The 25318-nt window shown below is 50.0% G+C and carries 23 protein-coding genes; all 23 read left to right on the forward strand.

What is annotated here, in order from left to right:
* The first annotated feature begins 9 nt into the window (after positions 1-9).
* The 23 genes from wcaE (at position 10) to AAEY27_RS08255 (ending at position 25273) form a co-directional block, all read left to right on the forward strand.
* Positions 10-756 (forward strand): colanic acid biosynthesis glycosyltransferase WcaE, encoded by a 747-nt coding sequence (wcaE, locus tag AAEY27_RS08145; protein WP_342325508.1) that lies wholly within the window; start codon positions 10-12, stop codon positions 754-756.
* Positions 757-778: 22 nt separating this feature from the next.
* Positions 779-1333, forward strand: coding sequence for a colanic acid biosynthesis acetyltransferase WcaF (gene wcaF / locus AAEY27_RS08150; RefSeq protein WP_342324510.1), 555 nt, complete (start codon positions 779-781; stop codon positions 1331-1333).
* 25 nt (positions 1334-1358) lie between these two features.
* The gene (gmd, locus tag AAEY27_RS08155; RefSeq protein WP_342324512.1) at positions 1359-2480 is read left to right on the forward strand and encodes a GDP-mannose 4,6-dehydratase; all 1122 of its coding nucleotides are present in this window, start codon (positions 1359-1361) and stop codon (positions 2478-2480) included.
* 2 nt (positions 2481-2482) lie between these two features.
* On the forward strand, positions 2483-3448 hold the full coding sequence (gene fcl, locus AAEY27_RS08160) for a GDP-L-fucose synthase (protein WP_342324514.1): 966 nt from the start codon (positions 2483-2485) through the stop codon (positions 3446-3448).
* A gap of 2 nt (positions 3449-3450) precedes the next feature.
* Positions 3451-3924, forward strand: a complete 474-nt coding sequence (locus AAEY27_RS08165; protein ID WP_342324516.1) for a GDP-mannose mannosyl hydrolase — start codon at positions 3451-3453, stop codon at positions 3922-3924.
* Positions 3921-5228: a colanic acid biosynthesis fucosyltransferase WcaI gene (wcaI, locus tag AAEY27_RS08170; protein WP_342324518.1), complete on the forward strand. Its 1308-nt coding sequence runs from the start codon at positions 3921-3923 to the stop codon at positions 5226-5228. The genes AAEY27_RS08165 and wcaI overlap by 4 nt, the downstream gene beginning before the upstream one ends.
* Positions 5225-6661, forward strand: a complete 1437-nt coding sequence (gene cpsB, locus AAEY27_RS08175) for a mannose-1-phosphate guanyltransferase (RefSeq protein WP_342324519.1) — start codon at positions 5225-5227, stop codon at positions 6659-6661. Before wcaI ends, cpsB begins: the two co-directional genes overlap by 4 nt.
* A gap of 109 nt (positions 6662-6770) precedes the next feature.
* Positions 6771-8141, forward strand: coding sequence for a colanic acid biosynthesis phosphomannomutase CpsG (cpsG, locus tag AAEY27_RS08180; protein WP_342325510.1), 1371 nt, complete (start codon positions 6771-6773; stop codon positions 8139-8141).
* A gap of 57 nt (positions 8142-8198) precedes the next feature.
* Complete coding sequence (gene wcaJ / locus AAEY27_RS08185; protein ID WP_342324521.1) at positions 8199-9593, forward strand: undecaprenyl-phosphate glucose phosphotransferase; 1395 nt, start codon at positions 8199-8201, stop codon at positions 9591-9593.
* Between the two features lie 9 nt (positions 9594-9602).
* Positions 9603-11081: an MOP flippase family protein gene (locus AAEY27_RS08190; protein WP_342324523.1), complete on the forward strand. Its 1479-nt coding sequence runs from the start codon at positions 9603-9605 to the stop codon at positions 11079-11081.
* 30 nt (positions 11082-11111) lie between these two features.
* A complete protein-coding gene (wcaK, locus tag AAEY27_RS08195) occupies positions 11112-12392 on the forward strand; it encodes a colanic acid biosynthesis pyruvyl transferase WcaK (RefSeq protein WP_342324524.1) in 1281 nt (426 codons plus the stop codon).
* Positions 12389-13609, forward strand: a complete 1221-nt coding sequence (gene wcaL, locus AAEY27_RS08200) for a colanic acid biosynthesis glycosyltransferase WcaL (protein WP_342324526.1) — start codon at positions 12389-12391, stop codon at positions 13607-13609. The genes wcaK and wcaL overlap by 4 nt, the downstream gene beginning before the upstream one ends.
* Positions 13610-13620: 11 nt before the next feature.
* On the forward strand, positions 13621-15036 hold the full coding sequence (gene wcaM / locus AAEY27_RS08205; protein WP_342324528.1) for a colanic acid biosynthesis protein WcaM: 1416 nt from the start codon (positions 13621-13623) through the stop codon (positions 15034-15036).
* 169 nt (positions 15037-15205) lie between these two features.
* A complete protein-coding gene (gene galF / locus AAEY27_RS08210) occupies positions 15206-16099 on the forward strand; it encodes a GalU regulator GalF (RefSeq protein ID WP_342324530.1) in 894 nt (297 codons plus the stop codon).
* A 447-nt stretch (positions 16100-16546) separates the two neighbouring features.
* Positions 16547-17737: a UDP-N-acetylglucosamine 4,6-dehydratase gene (locus AAEY27_RS08215; RefSeq protein ID WP_342324531.1), complete on the forward strand. Its 1191-nt coding sequence runs from the start codon at positions 16547-16549 to the stop codon at positions 17735-17737.
* 15 nt (positions 17738-17752) lie between these two features.
* Positions 17753-18904: a LegC family aminotransferase gene (locus AAEY27_RS08220; RefSeq protein WP_342324533.1), complete on the forward strand. Its 1152-nt coding sequence runs from the start codon at positions 17753-17755 to the stop codon at positions 18902-18904.
* A 5-nt stretch (positions 18905-18909) separates the two neighbouring features.
* Complete coding sequence (neuC, locus tag AAEY27_RS08225; RefSeq protein ID WP_342324535.1) at positions 18910-20064, forward strand: UDP-N-acetylglucosamine 2-epimerase; 1155 nt, start codon at positions 18910-18912, stop codon at positions 20062-20064.
* 6 nt (positions 20065-20070) lie between these two features.
* The gene (gene neuB, locus AAEY27_RS08230; RefSeq protein ID WP_342324536.1) at positions 20071-21144 is read left to right on the forward strand and encodes an N-acetylneuraminate synthase; all 1074 of its coding nucleotides are present in this window, start codon (positions 20071-20073) and stop codon (positions 21142-21144) included.
* Positions 21137-21772, forward strand: a complete 636-nt coding sequence (locus AAEY27_RS08235; protein WP_342324538.1) for an acetyltransferase — start codon at positions 21137-21139, stop codon at positions 21770-21772. The genes neuB and AAEY27_RS08235 overlap by 8 nt, the downstream gene beginning before the upstream one ends.
* Before the next feature lie 23 nt (positions 21773-21795).
* Positions 21796-22851 carry a nucleotidyltransferase family protein gene (locus AAEY27_RS08240; protein WP_342324540.1) on the forward strand — a complete coding sequence of 352 codons (1056 nt, stop codon included), beginning with the start codon at positions 21796-21798 and terminating at the stop codon, positions 22849-22851.
* Positions 22851-23810 (forward strand): Gfo/Idh/MocA family protein, encoded by a 960-nt coding sequence (locus AAEY27_RS08245; protein WP_342324542.1) that lies wholly within the window; start codon positions 22851-22853, stop codon positions 23808-23810. Before AAEY27_RS08240 ends, AAEY27_RS08245 begins: the two co-directional genes overlap by 1 nt.
* A 1-nt stretch (position 23811) precedes the next feature.
* Entirely contained in the window at positions 23812-24525 is a 714-nt protein-coding gene (locus tag AAEY27_RS08250) for an acylneuraminate cytidylyltransferase family protein (protein WP_342324544.1), read from the forward strand.
* Entirely contained in the window at positions 24512-25273 is a 762-nt protein-coding gene (locus tag AAEY27_RS08255; protein WP_342324546.1) for an oxidoreductase, read from the forward strand. Before AAEY27_RS08250 ends, AAEY27_RS08255 begins: the two co-directional genes overlap by 14 nt.
* Positions 25274-25318: the final 45 nt, after the last annotated feature.

The raw sequence follows: 25318 nt of genomic DNA on the forward strand, positions 1-25318 counted from the left end.
GTGGGTCACATGCTGCTAAGTGTTATTACTGTCGCGTTTCGCAATTATGAAGGTGTGATGAAGACCTGGCAGTCGCTGGCTCACCTGGCGAAAGCGCAGAATATCGAATTCGAATGGATTGTCGTAGACGGCGGCTCGCAAGATGGCACTGAGGAATTTCTGAAAAGCCTCAACGGGCAATATAATTTACGTTACATCAGCGAACGCGATAAAGGCATATACGACGCCATGAATAAAGGTATCGATATGGCCGCGGGACGCTTTGCGTTGTTTCTGAATTCTGGCGATATATTCCATGAAGAAATTGTGGATGTTGTTCGCCAGTTGGACGAAGAATCAGAAAACGCGATGTATATTGGCGACGCGATGCTGGATTTCGGCGACGGCACCAAATTACGTCGTGGCGCTAAACATGGCTGGTATATTTATCACAGCTTACCGGCCAGCCATCAGGCAATATTTTTCCCAGTTAATGGTTTGAAAACTTACCCCTACGATCTGCAATTTAAAGTCTCTTCCGATTACGCGTTAGCAGCCAGAATGTTTAAAGCGGGCTTTCCCTTTAAGCGTTTGAAAGGGCTGGTATCTGAATTTTCCATGGGCGGCGTATCCACTTCCAATAACCTTGAATTATGTCAGGACGCCCGAAAGGTCCAACGCACAATATTGCACGTGCCGGGTTTTTGGGCGCAGTTGTCTTATATGTTGCGTTTAAGAACGACGGGTAAAGCAAAGGCCTTATATAACAAAGCATAACGCCCAGATATAAGGAAAGAATATGCAGGATTTACAAGGATTCTCCGTGCCGCAAGGCTTTCGGGGCGGCAACGCTATTAAGGTTCAACTATGGTGGGCGGTTCAGGCGACATTATTCGCATGGTCCCCGCAGGTGCTGTATCGCTGGCGCGCATTCTTATTGCGTTTATTTGGCGCAAAAATTGGTAAAGGCGTGGTTATTCGTCCATCGGTAAAAATTACCTACCCGTGGAAATTAACCTTAGGCGATTACAGCTGGGTAGGAGATGACGCAGTGTTATATACGCTGGGTGATATTTCTATCGGCGCGAACTCTGTGATTTCACAGAAATGTTATTTGTGCACCGGCAGTCACGATTATATGAGCGCGCATTTTGATATTAACGCGACGCCAATCGTGATTGGTGACAAGTGCTGGCTGGCGACGGATGTGTTTGTCGCCCCTGGCGTCACCATCGGCGACGGGACGGTAGTCGGTGCGCGCAGCAGTGTTTTTAAATCGCTTGCGGCAAACGTGATTTGCCGTGGCAATCCCGCAGTGGTAACGCGCGAACGCGTTGAAAAGGTAACTCCCTAACAGGGAACATTGAGGAAAATAAATTATGTCTAAAGTCGCTCTCATCACCGGCGTTACCGGGCAAGATGGCTCTTATCTGGCAGAACTGCTTCTGGAAAAGGGTTACGAAGTTCACGGCATTAAACGCCGCGCTTCCTCATTCAATACTGAGCGTGTTGATCATATTTACCAGGATCCGCACACCACCAATCCGAAGTTCCACCTGCATTACGGCGACCTGACCGATTCGTCAAACCTGACCCGTATCCTGCAGGAAGTTCAGCCGGATGAAGTCTACAACTTGGGTGCGATGAGCCATGTTGCGGTTTCTTTCGAATCCCCGGAATACACCGCTGACGTTGACGCCATGGGTACATTGCGTCTGCTGGAAGCGATTCGTTTCCTCGGCCTTGAGAAGAAAACCCGTTTCTACCAGGCCTCCACGTCTGAACTGTATGGTCTGGTGCAGGAAATCCCGCAGAAAGAGACCACGCCGTTCTACCCGCGCTCTCCGTATGCCGTCGCCAAACTGTACGCTTACTGGATCACCGTCAACTACCGTGAATCCTATGGCATGTACGCCTGTAACGGCATCCTGTTCAACCACGAATCTCCGCGTCGCGGCGAAACCTTCGTGACCCGCAAAATCACCCGCGCTATCGCCAACATCGCCCAGGGCCTGGAATCTTGCCTGTACCTCGGCAACATGGACTCCCTGCGTGACTGGGGCCATGCGAAAGATTACGTGAAAATGCAGTGGATGATGCTGCAACAGGACAAACCGGAAGATTTCGTTATCGCCACCGGCGTGCAGTACTCCGTGCGTCAATTCGTCGAATTCGCGGCGGCACAACTCGGTATCAAACTGCGCTTTGAAGGCACTGGCGTGGAAGAGAAAGGTATCGTCGTTTCTGTGACCGGTCACGACGCGCCGGGCGTGAAACCGGGTGATGTGATTATCGCCGTTGACCCGCGTTACTTCCGTCCTGCTGAAGTGGAAACCCTGCTGGGCGACCCGACCAAAGCACACGAGCGTCTGGGCTGGAAACCGGAAACCACGCTGCAAGAAATGGTCTCTGAAATGGTGGCAAAAGATCTGGAAGCAGCGAAAAAACACTCACTGCTTAAGGCCCACGGTTACGAGGTTGCCATCGCGCTGGAGTCCTGAGCATGACCACACAACGTGTTTTTGTGGCTGGCCATCGCGGGATGGTGGGGTCAGCTATCGTAAGGCAGCTCGAACAGCGTGCGGATATCGAACTGGTGTTGCGTTCCCGCGAGGAACTGAACCTGCTGGATTCCGCCTCTGTGGACGCGTTTTTCGCGGCGGAGCGTATCGATCAGGTTTACCTGGCGGCGGCGAAAGTGGGCGGTATTGTGGCAAACAATACCTACCCGGCGGACTTCATCTACGAAAATATGATGATTGAGAGCAACATCATTCACGCCGCGCATAAGCATGACGTGAACAAGCTGTTGTTCCTCGGTTCGTCCTGCATCTACCCGAAACTGGCGAATCAACCGATCGCGGAAAGTGAGCTGTTACAGGGGACGCTGGAACCGACTAACGAGCCTTACGCGATTGCGAAAATTGCCGGTATCAAGCTGTGCGAGTCTTACAACCGCCAGTACGACCGTGATTATCGTTCGGTGATGCCGACCAACCTGTACGGGCCGCACGATAACTTCCACCCGAGCAACTCGCACGTGATCCCTGCGCTGCTGCGACGCTTCCACGAAGCGACCCAGGAAAACACGCCGGATGTGGTGGTGTGGGGTAGCGGTACGCCGATGCGTGAATTCCTGCATGTGGATGATATGGCCGCGGCCAGCATTCATGTTCAGGAACTGGCGCGCGAAGTGTGGCAAGAAAACACCGAACCGATGCTGTCCCATATCAATGTCGGTACCGGCGTGGACTGCACCATTCGCGAGCTGGCGCAAACCGTGGCGAGCGTGGTGGGCTACAAAGGTCGCGTGGTGTTTGACGCCACTAAACCAGACGGCACGCCGCGCAAACTGCTGGATGTGACACGCCTGCATCAGCTTGGCTGGTATCACGAGATCTCACTGGAAGCGGGGCTTGCGAGCACCTATCAGTGGTTCCTTGAAAACCAGCACCGGTTCCGGGGGTAGGCATGTTTTTAAGTCATGAAGATTTTGCCACGGTGGTGCGTTCAACCCCGCTGATTTCCATCGATTTGATCGTGGAAAATTCGCGCGGCGAGTTTTTACTCGGCAAACGTACTAACCGTCCGGCCCAGGGATACTGGTTTGTGCCGGGCGGACGCGTGCAAAAGGATGAGCCGCTGGCCGCCGCTTTCGAGCGGCTGACCCAGGCTGAGCTGGGACTGCGCCTGCCGATGTCGGCAGGTGAGTTTTACGGCGTCTGGCAGCACTTCTATGACGATAACTTCTCCGGCCCGGATTTCACCACCCACTACATTGTGCTGGGTTTTCGCCTGCGCGTGGACGAGCAAGCGCTTGCCCTGCAGCCGGATCAGCACGATGACTATCGCTGGGTGTCGCCGGAGACGTTAGTTGCCGACCCGCTGGTGCATGACAACAGCCGTGCCTATTTCCTCGACGCGCAGGGAGTGCCGGGCTTATGAAAATCCTGGTTTATGGCATCAACTATTCGCCGGAACTGACTGGGATCGGTAAGTACACCGGCGAGATGGTGGAATGGATGGCCCGTCAGGGCCATGACGTCCGCGTGATCACCGCACCGCCGTACTACCCGGAATGGAAAGTAGGTGAACACTACAGCGCCTGGCGCTGGCGGAAAGAGCAGGGGGCGGCCACGGTGTGGCGCTGCCCGCTGTATGTACCGAAGCAGCCGTCAACATTAAAACGTTTACTGCACCTTGGCAGCTTTGCCCTCAGCAGTTTTTTCCCGCTGATGGCGCAGCGCAGTTGGAAACCGGATCGCATTATCGGTGTGGTGCCAACACTGTTTTGCACACCGGGCATGCGCCTGCTGGCAAAACTGAGCGGCGCGAAAACGCTGCTGCACATTCAGGATTATGAAGTCGACGCGATGCTCGGTTTGGGCATGGCGGGCAAAGGCAAAAGCGGTCGCGTGGCAAAACTGGCGACCGCGTTTGAACGCAGCAACCTGCATAACGTCGACAATGTGTCGACCATCTCCCGCTCAATGATGAACAAAGCCCGGGAGAAAGGGGTTGCGGCAGACAACATTATCTTCTTCCCGAACTGGTCCGAAGTGGCGCGTTTCCGCGATGTCGATGACGAAAGCGTCGCGCAGTTACGTCAAAACCTTGGCCTGCCTGATGACAAAAAAATCATTCTTTATTCCGGCAACATCGGTGAGAAGCAGGGGCTTGAAAATGTGATTGAAGCCGCCGCGCGACTGCAAAGCCATCCCTGGCTGTTTGTGATCGTCGGGCAGGGCGGCGGTAAAGCGCGGCTGGAAAAAATGGTCAGCGAACGCGGCCTCGACAACGTGAAATTCTTCCCGTTGCAGCCTTACGAATCGCTGCCCGCTTTGCTGAAAGTCGGCGATTGCCATTTGGTCATCCAGAAGCGCGGCGCGGCGGATGCGGTGCTGCCTTCCAAGCTGACCAACATTCTGGCGGTGGGCGGCAATGCGGTCATCACCGCCGAAGAGAGTACTGAGCTTGGTCAGCTATGTCTGACCGAGCCGGGCATTGCGGTTTGCGTCGAACCGGAATCGGTTGAGGCGCTGACCTCGGGCATTGAACGCGCGCTTGCGCTGCCCACAAACAACACGGTGGCACGTGAATATGCCGAACGCACGCTCGAAAAAGAGAACGTGTTAAGCCAGTTTATTGCAGATATCAGCCCAGAGAATTCCGCGAAGCCGGTGCGCCCCCGCGAGAGCGCGCAACCCGAAGCACGCCTGAATTTCGATGGGAATGGGGATAAATCATGAGTCAAACACAACTTTATCCGGTCGTGATGGCCGGGGGCTCGGGCAGCCGTCTGTGGCCACTGTCTCGCGTGCTTTACCCTAAACAGTTTCTCTGCCTGAAGGGCGAGCTCACCATGCTGCAAACCACGGTTTGCCGCCTGAACGGTGTCGAGTGTGAAAGCCCGGTGGTGATTTGTAATGAACAGCACCGTTTTATCGTCGCAGAACAACTGCGCCAGCTGAATAAGCTGACTGAAAACATCATTCTTGAACCGGCGGGGCGTAACACCGCGCCGGCGATTGCGCTGGCGGCACTGGCCGTTAAACGCCACAACCCGGACAGCGATCCGCTGATGTTGGTGCTGGCGGCGGACCACGTTATCCAGAACGAAGACGCTTTCCGCGCCTCTGTGCGTGATGCCATGCCGTACGCGGAAGCGGGCAAATTGGTGACTTTCGGCATTGTGCCGGATCTGCCGGAAACCGGTTATGGCTATATCCGCCGTGGCGAAGTGACGGCCGGCCAGGTCGACGCGGTCGCCTTCGAAGTGGCGCAGTTCGTGGAAAAACCGAACCTGGAAACCGCGCAAGGTTATGTAGCGAGCGGTGAATATTACTGGAACAGCGGCATGTTCCTGTTCAGCGCAGGTCGCTACCTGGAAGAGTTGCAGAAATACCGTCCGGACATTCTTGAAGCCTGCGAAAAAGCGATGGAAGCCACCGACCCGGATATGGACTTTATCCGCGTTGATGAAGAAGCCTTCCTCGCCTGCCCGGAAGAGTCCATTGACTATGCCGTCATGGAAAGAACCGCCGATGCGGTCGTGGTGCCGATGGACGCAGGCTGGAGCGATGTCGGTTCCTGGTCTTCGCTGTGGGAAATCAGCCAGCACACGCCGGAGGGAAACGTCCATCACGGCGACGTTATCAGCCATAAAACCGAGAACAGCTATGTTTATGCGGAATCCGGGCTGGTGACGACGGTCGGCGTGAAAGATTTAGTGGTCGTGCAGACCAAAGATGCCGTGCTGATTGCCGATCGCAATTCGGTGCAGGACGTGAAGAAAGTGGTGGAGCAGATCAAAGCCGACGGGCGCCATGAGCACCATATTCACCGCGAAGTGTACCGTCCGTGGGGCAAATATGACTCCATCGACGCGGGCGACCGTTACCAGGTGAAACGCATCACCGTGAAACCGGGCGAAGGGCTGTCCGTGCAGATGCATCATCACCGTGCAGAACATTGGGTTGTTGTGGCGGGGACCGCGAAGGTCACCATCGACGATGACGTCAAGCTGCTCGGTGAAAACGAATCTATCTATATTCCGCTTGGCGCGCGCCACTGCCTGGAAAACCCAGGAAAAATTCCGCTCGACTTGATCGAGGTGCGCTCCGGCTCGTACCTGGAAGAGGACGACATTGTGCGGTTTGCGGATCGTTACGGGCGTATTTGACGCCCGTTGCCGAACAGCAGTGGCGGGTTCGGCCAGAAAAAATTTAACCCTAACAACAAAAATGGCCATATGCGGTCAAGGCTGACTGTTGCCTGAAGAAGAGGTAATGATGGAAAAATTAACCTGTTTTAAAGCTTACGATATTCGCGGAAAGCTGGGCGAAGAACTGAATGAAGATATAGCCTGGCGTATTGGCCGCGCCTACGGGGAATACCTGAAGCCGCAGACCATTGTGCTCGGCGGCGATGTGCGCCAGACCAGCGAATCGTTGAAGCTGGCGCTGGCAAAAGGCTTGCAGGACGCGGGCGTGAATGTGCTGGATATTGGGCTTTCCGGCACCGAAGAGATCTATTTCGCCACCTTCCATTTGGGCGTTGATGGCGGCATCGAAGTGACCGCCAGCCACAACCCGATGGACTACAACGGCATGAAACTGGTGCGCAAAGGCGCGCGCCCGATCAGCGGCGATACCGGCCTGCGCGATGTGCAGCGCCTGGCAGAAGCGAACGACTTCCCGCCGGTCAACCCGGAAAAACGCGGCAGCTATGAGCAAATCAACCTGCGCGATGCCTATATCGACCATCTGCTGGGCTACATCAAGCCGGGCAATTTGAAACCGCTGAAGCTGGTGATCAACTCCGGTAACGGTGCGGCAGGCCCGGTTGTGGATGCGATTGAAGCGCGCTTTAAAGCGCTGAATGTCCCTGTAACTTTCATCAAAGTGCATAACGAACCGGACGGCACTTTCCCGCACGGGATCCCTAACCCGCTGCTGCCAGAGTGCCGCGCGGACACCCGCAACGCCGTCATCGAGCACCAGGCGGATATGGGCATTGCCTTTGATGGCGACTTTGACCGCTGCTTCTTGTTCGATGGCGAAGGCCAGTTTATCGAAGGCTATTACATCGTCGGGCTGCTGGCGGAAGCGTTTTTGGAAAAACACCCAGGCGCGAAAATCATCCACGATCCGCGTCTCTCCTGGAATACGGTTGACGTCGTGGGCCGCGCTGGCGGCACGCCGGTGATGTCGAAAACCGGACACGCGTTTATTAAAGAGCGTATGCGCGAAGAAGACGCCATTTACGGCGGCGAGATGAGTGCGCATCACTACTTTCGTGATTTCGCCTATTGCGACAGCGGCATGATCCCGTGGCTGTTGGTCACTGAGCTGCTGTGTCTGAAAGGCAAAACCCTTTCTGAGCTGGTAAGCGACCGCATGGTGGCCTTCCCGGCGAGCGGGGAAATCAACAGCAAGCTGGCCGATCCGGCAACCGCCATTCAACGTGTTGAGCAACATTTCACGCCCGGCGCGCTGGCCATTGATCGCACCGACGGCATCAGCATTGCTTTCGCTGACTGGCGCTTCAATTTGCGCTCATCCAACACCGAACCGGTGGTGCGCCTGAACGTGGAGTCCCGGCGCGATGTCGCGTTAATGGAGGCACGAACGCAGGAAATTCTGGCGCTGTTGAATCAGTAATTACGAGGCGTTCTCCTCCTCCTCGGCGGGGAGGGGAGCATACAGGCAGGTACAACGATGACTCATCTAAAAAAGCGCGATCGAGCCAGAACGAATGCATCGTTAATCTCTATCGTGCAGCGATTCTCAGACATCACCATCATGTTTGGTGGGCTGTGGTTAGTGTGTAAAGTCAATGCGTTGCCGTTTCTCTACATGCATCTCATGATGGCGCTGATAACCCTGGTCGTCTTCCAGATGATCGGCGGAATGACGGATTTTTATCGGTCGTGGCGGGGCGTCAAAATCATGACTGAATTGACGTTGCTGTTACAGAACTGGACATTGAGTCTCATTTTTAGCGCCGGTTTGCTGGCGTTTAATACTGACTTTGACAACACCTTCGCTATTTATTTGGCCTGGTATTTCTTAACCAGCATGGGCTTAATGCTGTGTCGTGCGGTGATCCGCTTCGGCGCGGGCTGGCTGCGCAACCTGGGCTACAACACCCGGCGCGTGGCGGTAGCAGGCAATATGCCGATGGGGCAAGAGCTGCTGGAAGGTTTTCGCAATGAACCGTGGCTCGGTTTTGATGTGGTCGGGGTTTACCACGATCCACAGCCGGGCGGTATCACCACAGGTTGGGCGGGCAATCTCGACCAACTGGTTGATGATGCGAAAGCGGGCAAAATCCATAACGTCTACATCGCGATGTCGATGAACGACGCCGCCTGTATCAAAAAATTGGTGCGCCAACTGGCGGATACCACTTGTTCAGTGATCCTGATCCCGGATGTCTTTACCTTCAATATTCTGCACTCGCGTATCGAAGAGGTGAACGGCGTGCCGGTTGTGCCGCTTTATGACACGCCGCTCTCCGGCGTGAACCGCATTCTGAAACGCCTGGAAGATATTGTCCTTTCTTCGCTGATTCTGCTGTTGATCTCCCCGGTGCTGCTGGCGATTTCGGTGGCGGTGAAGCTCAATTCACCCGGCCCGGTTATCTTCCGCCAGACGCGTTACGGCATGGATGGCAAACCGATCAAAGTGTGGAAATTCCGCTCGATGAAGGTGATGGAAAACGACAGCGTGGTGACGCAGGCGACCCAGAACGACCCACGTGTTACCAGCATTGGCAGTTTCTTACGCCGCACGTCTCTTGATGAGTTGCCGCAGTTCATTAATGTGCTGACCGGTGGCATGTCCATTGTCGGGCCGCGCCCGCATGCGGTGGCGCATAACGAGCAGTATCGCTCACTGATTGAAGGCTACATGCTGCGCCATAAAGTGAAACCCGGCATTACCGGCTGGGCGCAAATTAATGGCTGGCGCGGTGAAACTGACACGCTGGAAAAAATGGAAAAACGTATTGAGTTCGATCTGGAGTACATCCGTGAATGGAGCCTGTGGTTCGATATCAAAATCGTTTTTCTGACCATCTTTAAAGGCTTTATCAACAAAGCGGCGTATTAAGGAAAGGTCATGAGCCTGAGAGAAAAAACCATCAGCGGCGCGAAGTGGTCAGCCATGGCCACGCTGACCATTATCGGTCTGGGGCTGGTACAGATGACGGTGCTGGCGCGTGTTATCGATAACCACCAGTTCGGTCTGCTGACTGTGTCGCTGGTGATTATCGCGCTGGCGGATACGCTGTCGGATTTTGGTATCGCTAACTCGATTATCCAGCGCAAAGAGATTAGCCACCTTGAACTCACCACGCTTTACTGGCTCAACGTTGGGTTGGGGATCGTGGTGTGTCTGGCGGTTTTCTTCCTGAGCGGGTTTATTGCCAACGTACTGAATAACCCGGATCTCGAACCGCTGATCAAAACCTTGTCGCTGGCGTTTGTCGTCATTCCACACGGGCAGCAATTCCGCGCGCTGATGCAAAAAGAGCTGGAGTTCAACAAGATCGGCGCGATTGAAACCGTGTCGGTAATGGCGGGCTTTAGCTTCACGGTGATCAGCGCCTTTTTCTGGCCGCTGGCGATGACCGCGATCCTCGGTTACCTGGTCAACAGCGCCGTGCGTACGCTGCTGTTTGGTTACTTTGGCCGCAAAATCTACCGTCCTGGGCTGCATTTTTCGTTGGCCTCGGTCAGCTCGAACCTGCGTTTCGGCGCATGGCTGACGGCAGACAGCATCATCAACTACGTGAACACCAACCTGTCGACGCTGGTGCTGGCGCGTATTCTCGGCGCCAGCGTCGCCGGGGGATACAACCTGGCGTACAACGTGGCCGTCGTGCCGCCGATGAAGCTCAACCCGATCATTACCCGCGTGCTGTTCCCGGCATTTGCCAAAATCCAGGACGACACCGAGAAGCTGCGCGTTAACTTCTACAAACTGCTGTCGGTGGTGGGGATCATTAACTTCCCGATCCTGCTGGGGCTGATGGTGGTGTCGAATAACTTTGTGCCACTGGTCTTCGGGGACAAATGGAGCAACATCGTTCCGATCCTGCAACTGCTGTGCATCGTCGGCCTGCTGCGCGCGGTCGGTAACCCGATTGGTTCGTTACTGATGGCGAAAGCGCGGGTGGATATCAGCTTCAAATTCAATGTCTTTAAAACGTTTCTCTTTATCCCTGCCATTATCATCGGTGGGCATCTGGCGGGCGCGCTGGGCGTGACGCTCGGCTTCCTGCTGGTGCAAATCATCAACACCGTTCTGAGCTACTTCGTGATGATCAAACCGGTGCTCGGATCCAGTTACCGTCAGTACATCTTAAGCCTGTGGCTGCCGTTCTACCTGTCATTGCCGACGTTGGTCGTCAGCTATGGCCTGGGGTTGGCGCTGGACGGGCATATGCCGCTTGCCGCCATGTTAGCGATTCAGGTTGCCGGGGGGGTTATTGCCTTCGTGGGGATGCTGATTGTCTCGCGTAATGCGCTGGTGGTGGAGATGAAGCGCCAGTTTTGCCGCAACGAGAAATTGAAAACGCTGCTTCGCGCAGGATAAGAAACGTTAGAACCCCTTTATGAGGTCGTTATGAAATTATTGATTCTTGGCAATCACACATGCGGCAACCGTGGTGACAGTGCAATTTTACGTGGATTGTTGGACGCTATTGCCAACCTTGAGCCTGATGCAGAAGTGGATGTGATGAGCCGCTACCCGGTGAGCTCATCGTGGTTGTTAAACCGCCCGGTAATGGGCGACCCGTTGTATAGCCAGATGAAAGAGCACAACAACGCTGCGGGACTGATGGGGCGAGTGAAGAAAGTCCTGCGCCGCCGTTACCAGCACCAGGTGCTGCTGTCACGCGTGACGGATACCGGCAAGCTGCGCAATATCGCTATCGCACAAGGGTTTACCGATTTTGTCCGCCGTCTGGCCGATTATGACGCCATTATCCAGGTGGGCGGCTCGTTCTTCGTCGATCTGTATGGTGTGCCGCAATTCGAGCATGCGCTCTGTACGTTTATGGCGAAAAAACCGCTGTATATGATTGGCCACAGCGTTGGGCCATTCCAGAACGAAGCCTTTAATCAACTGGCCAATTACGTCTTTGGCCACTGCGATGCGCTGATCCTGCGTGAGAACGTCAGCCTGAACTTGATGAAGCAGAGCGGGATTTCAACTGACAAAGTCGAGCAGGGCGTCGATACGGCCTGGCTGGTGGATCACCATCAGCATGATTTCACCGCCAGCTATGCGGTGCAGTACTGGCTGGATTTGGCGGCAAAAGAGAAAACCGTCGCCATCACGCTGCGCGAACTGGCGCCGTTTGATAAACGCCTCGGCACCACGCAGCAAGCGTACGAGCAAGCTTTCGCGGATGTGGTGAATCGTGTCATTGACGCGGGTTATCAGGTGATTGCGCTCTCCACCTGTACCGGTATTGATAGCTATAACAAAGATGACCGCATGGTGGCGCTGAATTTACGCCAGTACATTACCGATCCATCGCGCTACCACGTGGTGATGGATGAACTGAACGACCTGGAGATGGGGAAAATCCTGGCGGCCTGCGAGTTAACCGTCGGAACGCGTCTGCACTCTGCGATCATCTCCATGAACTTTGGCACACCGGCAATTGCCATTAACTACGAGCACAAATCCGCGGGCATCATGCAGCAACTGGGGATGCCGGAAATGGCGGTGGATATTCGCCACTTGCTTGACGGTTCGCTGGCATCTATGGCTGCTGACACGCTGGGCCAGCTACCGGCAATCAATGCACGGCTGGCAACGGCAGTGGCAAGCGAACGAGAAAACGGCATCAGCATGGTGAAATCGGTGCTCGATCGTGTGCAGGGGGTGAAATGAAAGTCAGCTTCTTTTTGCTGAAGTTTCCTTTAGCCTCTGAAACCTTTGTGCTCAACCAGATTGTCGCCTTTATCAATATGGGATTTGAGGTTGAGATTGTCGCCCTGCATAAGGGCGATATGAACAACACCCACGCCGCGTACACCGAGTACAAACTGGCCGAGAAGACACACTGGTTGCTGGCGGAACCGGAAGGAAAACTGGCGAAACTGAGCTACCGTGCGCAGGCCATTGCGCGCGGGTGCTGGAAATCGTCTACCTGGAAAGCGTTGAATATGTCGCGCTACGGTGATGAAGCGCGCAACCTGATTCTGTCGGCGATTTGCGGCCTTGCGCCGCGCACTTTCCGCGCCGATGTCTTTATCGCCCATTTTGGCCCTGCGGGTGTAACGGCGTCGAAATTGCGGGAACTCGGCGTGCTGCAAGGCAAAATTGCCACCGTGTTCCACGGCATTGATATCTCTCATCGCGACGTGCTGAACCACTACACGCCGGAATACCAGCAACTCTTCCAGCGTGGCGATTTGATGCTGCCCATCAGCGATTTATGGGCAGGCCGCCTGAAAAATATGGGCTGCCCGGAGCAGAAAATCGCTGTTTCCCGCATGGGTGTGGACATGGCTCGCTTCAGCCTGCGCTCTGTTAAATCGCCTGGCCGTCCGCTGCAAATTATCTCCGTCGCCCGTCTGACGGAGAAAAAAGGTTTACACGTTGCCATCGAAGCGTGCCGCTTATTGAAAGCGCGCGGGGTGGATTTCAAATACCGCATCCTCGGCATTGGCCCGTGGGAGCGGCGTTTGCGCACGCTTATCGAGCAGTTTCAACTGGAAGATGTGATTGAGATGCCTGGTTTCAAACCAAGCCATGAGGTGAAAGCCCTGTTGGATGAAGCGGATGTCTTTTTACTGCCCTCCATTACCGGTACCGATGGCGATATGGAAGGTATTCCGGTGGCGCTGATGGAAGCGATGGCGGTGGGTATTCCGGTGGTTTCAACCGTACACAGTGGCATTCCCGAACTGATTGAGGCCGGGCAATCAGGCTGGTTGGTACCCGAGAATGACGCGGAAGCGCTGGCCCAGCGGCTGGCCTCTTTCGGGGGCATGGCTAGCGACGATTTAACGCCAGTGGTGACCCGTGCGCGGGAAAAAGTCGAGTCCGACTTCAATCAGAAAATCATTAATCAGCAACTCGCCAGCCTGCTGCAAACGCTTTGATGAGAGGTTTTATGACCGCAAAGAAAACATCAACAGCGCTGTCACGACGTTCCTTTCTTACCGCCAGTTCCGCGCTGGCGGCGTTACCCCTATTGCATATGCCGGCCGCACGTGCGCTGACGGGGAAAGATACGGTAAAGATCAGCGATTACGACCATAACGACTGGCCGGCCTCGCTCAAAAAAGCCTTTACCGAAGCGCAAACTGTCGAGATCCCGGCCGGGCTAGTCTGTGAAAATATCAACACCGGGATTTTTATCCCGGCGGGAAAAACACTGCTGGTGCGCGGTGCGCTAAAAGGCAGCGGGCGCGGACGGTTTGTGTTGCAGGACGGTAGCCGGGTGGTGGGTGAAAAGGGTGGCAGCCTGTACAACATCACACTGGATGTGCGCGGTTCCGATTGCGTCATCCAGGGCGTGAACATGAGCGGCTATGGCCCGGTGATGCAGATCTACATCGGCGGGAAAGAGAAGCGTGTGATGCGTAATCTGCTGATCGACAATATCACGGTGACCAAAGCCAACTATGCGATTCTGCGCCAGGGGTTTCACAACCAACTGGATGGCGCGCGCATCACCAACAGCCGCTTTAGCGATCTACAAGGTGACGCCATCGAATGGAACGTGGCGATCAACGACCGTAATATCCTGATTTCTGACCACGTTATCGACAATATCGATTGCACCAACGGCAAGATTAACTGGGGAATTGGTATTGGGCTGGCGGGCAGCACCTACGACAATAATTACCCGGAAGACCAGGCGGTAAAAAACTTTGTCGTGGCGAATATCACCGGCAGCAATTGCCGCCAGTTAGTGCATGTGGAAAACGGCAAGCATTTTATTATTCGCAATATTAAAGCGAAAAATATCACCCCGGATTTCAGTAAAAAAGCGGGCATTGATAACGCGACGGTAGCGATTTATGGCTGCGATAATTTTGTGATTGATCATGTTGAGATGGTCAATAGTGCAGGCATGCTCATTGGCTATGGCGTGATCAAAGGCGATTATTTATCCATTCCGCAAAATTTCAAACTCAACGATATTCAGCAGGATAACCGCAACAGCAAATATAAACTGCGCGGTATTCAGGTGTCGTCCGGTAATGCTACGTCGTTTGTGTCCATCACCAACCTGAAAATGCAGCGCGCAACGTTGCAACTGCATAACAAGCCGCAGCATCTTTTCTTGCGCAATATTAATGTGATGCAGGATGCGGCTGACGGCCCGGCGCTGAAGCTAAACTTTGATTTACGCAAAGATGTGCGCGGGCGCTTTATGGCTAAACAAGACACCTTGCTCTCGCTGGCGAATATTCATGCAGTCAATGAAAAAGGGCAGAGCTCGGTGGACATTGACCGCGTCGATCAGCATGTGGTGAATGTCGAAAATTTGAACTTCCAAATGCCAGCGAAACGGCCATAAGCCCGCTAAATGCGCTTTTACGACGAATCCTGGTGATTTGGGGCAGCAGTTAGGATTACATCTACTGCCTTACAGGGGGCTTTAGGTGTAACATCTTTCACTACTACTCGCTGGCGAAAACGGGTTAAAGGTTTATAATTCATCCAATTATTTATAGGTGGAAGAAATAATGGTTAATTTGAAGGCAGTTATTCCGGTAGCAGGTTTGGGAATGCACATGCTTCCCGCCACCAAAGCTATTCCAAAAGAGATGCTACCGATCGTCGACAAACCGATGATTCAATATATCGTCGACGAAGTTGTTGCTGCAGGGATCAAAGAAATCGTTCTGGTGACTCACTCGTCTAAAAACGCTGTGGAAAACCACTTCGACACCTCCTACGAGCTTGAAGCGCTGCTTGAGCAGCGTGTTAAGCGCCAGTTGCTGGCGGAAGTTCAGTCAATTTGTCCGCCGGGCGTAACTATAATGAACGTGCGCCAGGCGCAGCCGCTGGGGCTGGGTCACTCTATTCTTTGTGCGCGTCCGGTTGTTGGCGACAACCCGTTTATCGTGGTGCTGCCGGATATTATCCTCGATACGGCAACGGCCGATCCGCTGCGTTATAATCTCGCCGCCATGGTGGCGCGCTTTAGCGAAACCGGTCGCAGCCAGGTACTGGCAAAACGCATGAGAGGCGATCTCTCTGAATACTCTGTGATTCAGACCAAAGAACCGCTGGACAGCGAAGGTAAAGTTAGCCGTATCGTGCAATTTATTGAAAAACCGGATCAACCGCAGACGCTGGATTCCGACCTGATGGCGGTAGGGCGCTATGTGCTTTCGGCGGACATCTGGGCTGAGCTTGAGAAAACCGAGCCGGGTGCCTGGGATCGTATTCAATTGACCGATGCCATCGCGCAACTGGCTGAAAAGCAGTCCGTCGATGCGATGTTGATGACCGGTGACAGTTACGACTGCGGTAAGAAAATGGGATATATGCAGGCATTTGTGAACTATGGCCTGCGTAACCTGAAAGAAGGGCAGAAATTCCGCGAAAGCATTCAGAAATTGCTGGCGCAATGAACAAATAAAAATATTGGGTAATTGCGTTTCTGGTCGAGGGGCAGTCAAGCATAACTATTAAGTGTTTCAGCTTAAGGTTATTCTTACTGCCCTTTATTATTTTCATCGTAAAATCAATAGTTAAAAACAGTAGGTAAGGCGAAATTTTGCATTTTTAGTTCAAAGATTTTTCCTTGTTTCCGGCTCTGTTTCAGCGGAGAATAGGTAATTAGCATTTTGTGCCTGGCAACAAAGACTAAGATTAAACCGATGTCCGGCAATCGCGCACAGTGAAAACGTAAGCAGTGGCACAGTATACTGGTAGCTGTAGAGCCTGGGGCGGTAGCATGTCTGTAATTTAATCATGCTGTTTGCATCGGCGATGAATGGTCGAAAATTGTTCCCAATGCGACTGAAGATGTTCGCTGCCGTTTATCGGTGAAATATTAAAAATAGGGTGGATTTCAAATGGATAAAATTTTACCGTTAATTGGCCGAAGTGAAAAACTGTTCAGCCGTGATATATCGAAAAATGAATTCGAATTACAAAAGATCGTTTCTGAATCACGTTTTCTTGTTCTCGGCGGAGCAGGTTCAATTGGCCAGGCGGTCACCAAAGAAATATTCAAACGTAATCCGCAAAAATTACATGTTGTGGATATTAGCGAAAATAATATGGTTGAACTAGTCCGCGATATTCGAAGTTCATTCGGTTATATTAATGGCGACTTTCAAACCTTCGCTCTCGATATCGGTTCAATAGAATATGATGCGTTCATTAAAGCTGACGGAAAATATGATTACGTACTGAACTTATCAGCGTTGAAACATGTTCGCAGTGAGAAAGATGCATTTACGCTGATGCGTATGATTGAGGTAAATATCCTCAATACGAATAAGACCATTGAACAATCTATTGCCTCCGGTGTTAAAAAGTTTTTCTGCGTATCGACCGATAAAGCAGCTAACCCCGTTAATATGATGGGGGCTTCAAAGCGTATTATGGAAATGTTTTTAATGCGCAAAAGTGAAGATATTAAAATTTCAACTGCCCGCTTTGCTAATGTTGCCTTTTCAGATGGTTCTCTTTTGCACGGGTTCGATCAACGGCTGCTTAAGCAGCAACCTTTAGTCGCGCCAAACGATATCAAACGTTATTTTGTGACACCGCAAGAGTCTGGTGAATTATGTTTGATGTCCTGCATTTTTGGTGATAATCGCGATATCTTTTTCCCAAAATTAAGTGAAAATCTTCATCTCATCTCGTTTGCAGATATTGCAGTTCTTTACCTTCAGCAACGGGGTTATCAGCCTTATCTTTGCCAGACTGAAGATGAAGCCCGCGAGCTTGCAAAAACGTTACCTTCTCAAGGTAAATGGCCATGTATTTTCACCCCCAGTGACACTACAGGTGAAAAGGATTTCGAAGAGTTCTTTACCGACAAAGAAATACTTAATATGGATCGCTTTGAGAATCTTGGGATCATAAAAAATGAACCATTATACGATCCGGCGTTACTTGAACAATTCGAACAAGAAATAACGAAAATGAAAGATGCTCTGCAGTGGTCAAAAGACGATATTGTGAAATTGTTTTTTAAAATGATTCCGGATTTCGCCCATAAAGAAACGGGCAAATATCTGGATAGCAAAATGTGATTAAGGCTCTTTGGGATGAAAATCAATTCAATCATTGAATTTGTACGCGATGTATATAATACGAGTGAGTTTATTCCATTACATGCTCCGACTTTTCTGGGAAATGAGAAGTCATATGTGCTCGACACGCTGAATAGTACTTTTGTGTCCAGTGTCGGTAAGTTTGTTGATGATTTTGAGCACAAAATGGAAGCTTACACAGGCACAGCCCGTGCGGTTGCAACAGTGAATGGTACAGCGGCGTTAAACGCGGCGCTTTACTTGGCTGGTGTGAAACGTGGCGACTTGGTAATAACTCAGGCGCTTACTTTCGTCGCTACTTGTAATGCGCTCTATCACTTAGGCGCGGAGCCTGTGTTTCTTGATGTTTCGCGCGTAAGCCTGGGTTTAAGTCCTGTAGCGATGGAAAACTGGTTGGCTGAAAACGCGGAACTGACAGAACAAGGTGCAATTCATAGAATAACGCAGCAGGTTATTCGGGCTGCTGTTCCTATGCATACCTTCGGCCATCCTGTTGAACTGGATGAGCTGATTGCGGTGTGTAATAAATGGAATATTGCTCTGGTTGAAGATGCGGCTGAAAGCCTTGGATCCTTCTATAACGGGCAGCACACCGGCACATTGGGAGAATATGGAGCGCTAAGCTTCAATGGCAACAAAATTATTACCACAGGTGGTGGTGGTATGGTGTTATGCAAAACGGCAGAACTGGGGGTACGGGCAAAGCATGTCACCACGACAGCAAAAGTGCCGCATCCTTATGAGTTTTATCACGATGAACCTGGTTTCAATTACCGGATGCCGAACCTGAATGCAGCCCTTGGCTGTGGGCAGATGGAGATGCTGGAAGCATTCTTGCAGCAGAAGCGCAACCTGGCTGAACGTTATGACATCTTTTTTGCTGGGTCCGAATATCATTTCGTTAAAGAACCAGCGTACGCAAAATCCAATTATTGGTTGAACGCTGTGATTTGTGCCGATGGCGATTCTCGCGATGAGTTGCTTTTACAAATGAACAACGCGAAGGTTATGGCTCGTCCTATCTGGAAACTGATGCACCGCTTGCCAATGTTCGCCCAAGCGATGCGTGATGATTTGGAGCAATCTGAGTACATTGAGGCACGCTTGGTGAATTTACCCAGCTCACCATCTGAGCGACTGTCATAAAAGCCATGAAACAGAAGATTGCGGTTTTTACAGGTACACGAGCCGAATACGGTCTTATGTACTGGCTGATGAAAGATATCCAGAGCGATCCCGAATTGCATTTGCAATTAATCGTGAGCGGCATGCATCTGTCTCCGGAATTCGGCTTGACCTGGCAGCAAATTGAGAAAGATGGATTTCCGATTGACGAAAAAATTGAAATTCTTCTTTCCTCTGATTCGGCTGTTGGGACGGCGAAAAGTATGGGGCTCGGCGTTCTGGGATTTGCCGATGCTTTGGCGAGACAGCAACCCGACTTACTTGTTATTTTAGGCGATCGCTTTGAAGCGCTGGCCGCGGCGCAAACAGCAATGATTCTGCGCATCCCTGTTTTCCATCTGCATGGCGGAGAAATTACGGAAGGTGCCTATGATGACGCGATCCGTCATGCTATTAGTAAATTAAGCTATCTGCATGGAACCTCTACTGAAGAGTATCGAAATCGCGTTATTCAATTGGGAGAAGACCCTTCACGCGTGGAGAATGTCGGTGCGATAGGGCTTGATCATCTCAAGCGTGGGACGTTTATGACACGCGAAGCGCTTTCTACATCATTAAATTTTGCTCTCGATGGTCCTTATTTTCTTGTGACTTATCATCCTGTGACATTAAGTGATGAACCACCTGCAAATAGTTTCAAAAACTTGCTTGCTGCTTTGGACGAGTTTCCAGACTTCAAAATTATATTAACTTATCCTAATGCGGATGATGGCGGCCGCCAGATTATTCCTCTGCTCGATGATTATGCCCGTCAGCAGCCTGATAGGGTTCTCGCTATTCCGTCACTTGGACAAATTCGCTATTTAAGCGCGGTAAAATATGCTGCGGCTGTTATTGGTAATTCTTCGAGTGGAATTATTGAAGTGCCGGCATTTGACGTGCCCACCGTGAATATTGGCGAACGACAAAAAGGGCGGCTCGCCGCTAAAAGTGTGCTGAACTGTTCAGTGAAAAAGTCGGATATCGTGAAAACGATAGAACAGGCTATTGATCGTACCTATAAAACCCCGGATGAGATTATTCACAACCCCTATGGGCAAGGTGATGCAAGCGGGCGAATTATTAAGATGATCAAAACATTGCAGTTCGTGCCTGGTAAAAAATTCTATGATTTAAAGTGATTGCTCATGACTCTAATTATTGCTGAAGCCGGTGTAAACCATAATGGTGATGAGAAACTGGCGTTTGAACTTGTTGATGCGGCCTACAAAGCAGGTGCGGATATTGTCAAATTCCAGACGTTTAAAGCCAGTAATCTTGTGACAGAACAGGCCAAACAGGCTGAATATCAAGTCAAGAACACCAAAAAACAAGAATCTCAGCTTGAAATGCTACGCAGGCTGGAACTGTCCTGGGACGCTCATCACGCATTAATCAAACATTGCAATTCGCTGGGTATTGAATTTTTATCGACGGCATTTGATTCGGAAAGCCTTGAGTTTCTGGTCAATGATTTAGGCCTTAAGCGGCTCAAACTGCCTTCTGGCGAGTTAACGAATGCGCCTTTGGTGCTGGAACATGCCCGAACAGGCTGTGACATCATCGTTTCGACCGGCATGGCAACATTATCAGAGATTGAAGCCGCTTTAGGTGTGATCGCATTTGGTTATACAACTTCGAAAGATGCTAAACCTTGTACTGAAGCATTTCAAAGCGCGTACGCGTCAGATGAGGGACAAAAAGCGCTGAAAGAAAAAGTCGTGATTTTACATTGCACTACAGAATATCCTGCACCGATGAATGAAATTAATCTACGCGCGATGGATACGTTGAGAAGTGCATTTGATTTACCCGCGGGTTATTCAGACCACAGTGAGGGTATTACTATTCCAGTGGCAGCGGTTGCACGAGGTGCCATAGTAATTGAAAAGCATTTTACGCTCGATAAAACAATGGAAGGCCCCGATCACAAAGCTTCTCTTGAGCCTGATGAACTACAAGCGATGGTTACTGCTATCCGTCAGGTAGAATTGGCGCTTGGCAAGCCAGTAAAAACGCCCACGGTTTCTGAAATCAAAAATAAATCAGTCGCCCGTAAAAGTCTGGTCGCAGCTATGGATATTTGCGAAGGCGAGGAATTTTCTGCAGAAAACCTTTCAGTCAAACGTCCTGGTAAAGGAATGTCACCTTATGGATATTGGGATTTGTTAGGAAAAAAATCTGGCAAATCATACATGGCTGGAGATTTGATCATTGAATAATAAACCGGTTGTTATTATCGGAGGAGGAGGGCATGCAAGTGTGCTCATTGATATTCTCCTACGGCAAAAAAGGGATGTTATCGCTATAATCAGCCCCGATGATATCAACGGTCGAAAAATATTTTCTGGAGTACGACATCTGCGATCCGATAATGACATTTTGCAATTCTCTCCTATGCAGGTTGAATTGGTAAATGCTGTAGGTGTTGCACCCCGCTCGAAATTAAGACAACGTATTAACGAAAATTATCTCAGCTGGGGTTATCACTTTGCCACTGTTATTGCCGATAATGCGATCGTCTCCGACTATGCGGAGATAATGCCTGGCGCTCAAATTCTTACTCGCGCAGTTATTCATCCCGGAACCATTATTGGTAGTCACTCTATAATCAATACCGGGGTGATTATTGAACATGATTGCAAAATCGGTGCATATAATTTTATTGCGCCGGGAGCAACATTGTGCGGTCAAGTTGTTACGGGCGAGAATGTTTTTGTTGGCGCCGGTGCAACGGTAATTCCAAATTTGAATATAGGTGATAGTGGCATCGTTACTGCTGGGGCAGTGCTGGTGGGTTCTCTTGACCCAGGAAAAATTTGTTACCACAGCCGAATGGTAATTAGATAGTTTCACGTAGGAAGGTGTAGAAGATGACGCAGCAATGGAAGAATGTACTCATAAAACCAGACAACACCATCCGGGATGCGCTTGAAATAATCAATCGCGAAGCATTGCGAATTGCATTGGTTGTCAATGATGCGCAAGAGTTGCTTGGTGTCGTTACAGATGGTGATATTCGTAGAGGGCTGCTGAATAATCTTGAGTTAGCATCACATGTTGCTTTGGTCATGAATGATAAACCAATTACTGTCGGTACGGGTGTATCTTCTAATAAGCTCAATGCCTTGATGTCTTCCCACGGTATTTTATCAATACCAGTTATCGAAAATGGTAAAGTGATTGGCCTTGAGACAATTCAGACCGTTGAAAAACGCAGTTATGAAAACCCAGTCTTTATTATGGCAGGAGGATTTGGGACGCGTCTCAAACCACTGACTGATAGCTGTCCAAAGCCAATGCTGAAAATAGGCAATAAGCCCATTTTGGAAACGGTTATTCGTAGCTTTGTCAGGTCAGGATTCAAGAATCTCTATATCTCCACGCATTATATGCCGACGGTCATCATGGATTATTTCGGCAATGGCGAAGCATTTGATGCCAATATTCATTACGTTCATGAGGATAATCCACTAGGAACAGGTGGAGCATTAGGTTTGCTACCTAATACACTTTCAGACGATTTGCCATTAATTATGATGAATGGTGATGTTCTCACAAACGTGGATTTCGAACGAGTACTTCAATACCATTGTGATAATAGTGCTGATGCCACAATTTGTGTTCGTGAATATGACTATCAGATACCATATGGTGTTATCACGGGAGATGGGAATAAAATCATATCAATGCAAGAAAAACCTGTGCATCACTTTTTTGTAAATGCGGGTATATATGTTGTTTCTCCTGGCATATTCAAAAGTGTGCCGAAAAATCACCATATTGATATGCCTTCTTTGCTTGAAGGCCGCATGCAGCAAAAAGATAATGTATTGATGTTTCCCATTCATGAGTATTGGCTGGATATCGGTAGAATGGATGATTTCAAACGCGCGCAAATTGATATTTATTCATTGGGACTTGATTGATGAAAAATATTGCTGTCATAGGTTTAGGAAATATAGCAAACCGACATCGAAGGAATATCAGACTGCTTTTTCCACAAGCCAAAATATATGCCGTTCCTTCATCGGGACGGCAGGTGGCGGAAACGGTTAGTGATTGTGATGAGGTTGTTAGTAATATCGCGTATGTGATTGACCAACTTGATATGGCCATTGTGGCTTCGCCAGCGCCTTTCCATGCTAGTCACGCGTTGAGTTTCATTGAAGCAGGTATTCCTGTACTAATCGAAAAACCCGTGACGGCCTCTTTAGATGATGGCATGCAATTACTCGGCGCGTACCAAAAAAATAAAACGCCCGTTGCAGTGGGTTACTGCTTACGTTATATGCCATCTGCTCAAGCGCTGTGGCAGGAATTAAATAACGGGATTATTGGTAAATTACTGAATGCAGATATTGCCGTTGGACAATATCTTCCCGACTGGCGGGTGAAAAATTATAAAAATTGTGTATCAGCCCAAAAAAAACTGGGTGGCGGAGCATTGCTTGAGCTTAGTCATGAATTAGATTATACCCGCTGGCTTTTAGGTGAATTGCATGTTCAATATGCGGTTATTAGAAATTCTGGAACGCTCGAAATAGATGTAGAAGATCTGGTTGACGTTATGGCCGTTGCAAAAAAGAACACGGTTGTGAATATTCATCTAGATTTTCTACAACGCAAAGCATATCGAAAATGCTCTTTTATAGGTACTAACGGTCGGCTGGAATGGGATCTCATCGCAAACTGTTTAGTTTTGCATGATGCTTCAGGTACAAAAACTATTTATGAAGATCAGGATTATGACCGCAATCTGTTATACATGGATATGTTAATGGATTTTGTAAAATTAATTGCAGGTGAAAATAATAATTGCATCCTTCTCGAGGATGCGGTTGCTACCGTTAAGTTGATTGAACAAATTAATAATATAGCGAACTAATATGAAAAATATTGCCTTTATTTTCGCTCGCGGTGGTTCAAAAGGGTTGCCGGGTAAAAATATAAAACCCCTCGCAGGTAAACCTTTATTGCATTACTCAATTGAGATTGCGAAAGCGACAAGCTCTATTAGTGAAGTGTTTGTCTCAACTGATGATGAAGCGATCAAGCAATGCGCGCGCGAAAAGGATGCAATTGTTATCGACAGACCTGCTGATTTGGCCAGCGACACAAGTCCTGAGTGGCTAGCCTGGCGGCATGCTATTGAATGGGTCACAGCTAATTATGGTTCCTTTGATAATTTCGTGAGTCTTCCTGCGACAAGCCCACTGCGCGCTGTGCAAGATGTTGAGCAGGCAATACAGAAGAAAGCGGAAATGAACGCTGATATTTGTATTGGCGTTACACCAGCGGGTAGAAGTCCTTATTTTAATATGGTGAAGATGGATCAAGCTGGCTGTGTTGAGTTGGTTATTCAACCCACAGGTACAGTTTCCCGTCGTCAGGATAGCCCTGATGTTTTTGATATTACGACTGTTGTGTATGTAGCCAGCCCTGATTTCATTATGAATAATTACGGGCTTTTCTCCGGCAAAGTAACATCGGTGCTTATTCCCAAGGAGCGAGCTGTGGATATCGATGACATTTATGATTTTCACATGGCCGAGATATTGATCAACTTGAAAAACGAAGAATCCAAAAATGTTGAAAAATAAAATCATTCTAATTCTGGGGGCCGGTGGCCTGCTGGGTTCACGCCTCGTTCAGGAGTGTTTGAAGCATCATGCTGCTGTTATCGCTGCAGACATCAATATTGATGCGATGCAGAGCAGATTAGGGACGTTGGGTGTTGATATTACAAATGAGAAAATCGATTTCAGACAAGTCAATATTACTGATGAAAGCCAGCTGAAAGACTTTTTTTCGAATCTCACGGATATCGATGGTGCAGTCAACGCAACTTATCCTCGTAATAAAGAATACGGTAAGCATTTCTTTGATGTCTCAATGGCAAGCTTCAATGAAAACTTATCTCTACATCTGGGCAGTGCATTTTTATTTACTCAGCAATGTGCTGCGTTGTTTAAAAGTAAACAAAAACCACTCTCCGTGATTAATATTTCATCTATCTATGGCGTAATAGCACCTCGATTTGAGGTTTATAACAATACGCCAATGACCATGCCTGTTGAGTATGCCGCGATTAAATCGGCTCTCCTGCATCTCAATAAATATATTATTGCTTATGTGAACGATAGCCGTTTCCGCATCAATGCTGTCAGCCCGGGTGGCATTTTTGATAATCAACCTGAAGCATTTTGCAACGCATACCGGTCATTTACGCATGGCGCAGGAATGTTGGATGTTGGCGAAATTATTGGCTCGATTCTTTTCCTTCTCTCAGACCACTCGCGTTATGTCACTGGGCAGAACATTGTGGTTGATGATGGTTTCAGCTTATAAATATTCCCCCTAACATATGTGAAAAAATATGCTTAATATTAGGTG

The organism is Kosakonia sp. BYX6 (genome assembly GCF_038449125.1).
Classification (GTDB): Bacteria; Pseudomonadota; Gammaproteobacteria; order Enterobacterales; family Enterobacteriaceae; genus Kosakonia; species Kosakonia calanthes.

What these genes read in the sequence shown, in the direction of transcription:
- wcaE (WP_342325508.1), top strand. Translation starts at nt 10, where the DNA reads ATGCTGCTAAGTGTTATTACTGTCGCGTTTCGCAATTATGAAGGTGTG.
- wcaF (WP_342324510.1), top strand. Translation starts at nt 779, where the DNA reads ATGCAGGATTTACAAGGATTCTCCGTGCCGCAAGGCTTTCGGGGCGGC.
- gmd (WP_342324512.1), top strand. Translation starts at nt 1,359, where the DNA reads ATGTCTAAAGTCGCTCTCATCACCGGCGTTACCGGGCAAGATGGCTCT.
- fcl (WP_342324514.1), top strand. Translation starts at nt 2,483, where the DNA reads ATGACCACACAACGTGTTTTTGTGGCTGGCCATCGCGGGATGGTGGGG.
- AAEY27_RS08165 (WP_342324516.1), top strand. Translation starts at nt 3,451, where the DNA reads ATGTTTTTAAGTCATGAAGATTTTGCCACGGTGGTGCGTTCAACCCCG.
- wcaI (WP_342324518.1), top strand. Translation starts at nt 3,921, where the DNA reads ATGAAAATCCTGGTTTATGGCATCAACTATTCGCCGGAACTGACTGGG.
- cpsB (WP_342324519.1), top strand. Translation starts at nt 5,225, where the DNA reads ATGAGTCAAACACAACTTTATCCGGTCGTGATGGCCGGGGGCTCGGGC.
- cpsG (WP_342325510.1), top strand. Translation starts at nt 6,771, where the DNA reads ATGGAAAAATTAACCTGTTTTAAAGCTTACGATATTCGCGGAAAGCTG.
- wcaJ (WP_342324521.1), top strand. Translation starts at nt 8,199, where the DNA reads ATGACTCATCTAAAAAAGCGCGATCGAGCCAGAACGAATGCATCGTTA.
- AAEY27_RS08190 (WP_342324523.1), top strand. Translation starts at nt 9,603, where the DNA reads ATGAGCCTGAGAGAAAAAACCATCAGCGGCGCGAAGTGGTCAGCCATG.
- wcaK (WP_342324524.1), top strand. Translation starts at nt 11,112, where the DNA reads ATGAAATTATTGATTCTTGGCAATCACACATGCGGCAACCGTGGTGAC.
- wcaL (WP_342324526.1), top strand. Translation starts at nt 12,389, where the DNA reads ATGAAAGTCAGCTTCTTTTTGCTGAAGTTTCCTTTAGCCTCTGAAACC.
- wcaM (WP_342324528.1), top strand. Translation starts at nt 13,621, where the DNA reads ATGACCGCAAAGAAAACATCAACAGCGCTGTCACGACGTTCCTTTCTT.
- galF (WP_342324530.1), top strand. Translation starts at nt 15,206, where the DNA reads ATGGTTAATTTGAAGGCAGTTATTCCGGTAGCAGGTTTGGGAATGCAC.
- AAEY27_RS08215 (WP_342324531.1), top strand. Translation starts at nt 16,547, where the DNA reads ATGGATAAAATTTTACCGTTAATTGGCCGAAGTGAAAAACTGTTCAGC.
- AAEY27_RS08220 (WP_342324533.1), top strand. Translation starts at nt 17,753, where the DNA reads ATGAAAATCAATTCAATCATTGAATTTGTACGCGATGTATATAATACG.
- neuC (WP_342324535.1), top strand. Translation starts at nt 18,910, where the DNA reads ATGAAACAGAAGATTGCGGTTTTTACAGGTACACGAGCCGAATACGGT.
- neuB (WP_342324536.1), top strand. Translation starts at nt 20,071, where the DNA reads ATGACTCTAATTATTGCTGAAGCCGGTGTAAACCATAATGGTGATGAG.
- AAEY27_RS08240 (WP_342324540.1), top strand. Translation starts at nt 21,796, where the DNA reads ATGACGCAGCAATGGAAGAATGTACTCATAAAACCAGACAACACCATC.
- AAEY27_RS08245 (WP_342324542.1), top strand. Translation starts at nt 22,851, where the DNA reads ATGAAAAATATTGCTGTCATAGGTTTAGGAAATATAGCAAACCGACAT.
- AAEY27_RS08250 (WP_342324544.1), top strand. Translation starts at nt 23,812, where the DNA reads ATGAAAAATATTGCCTTTATTTTCGCTCGCGGTGGTTCAAAAGGGTTG.
- AAEY27_RS08255 (WP_342324546.1), top strand. Translation starts at nt 24,512, where the DNA reads ATGTTGAAAAATAAAATCATTCTAATTCTGGGGGCCGGTGGCCTGCTG.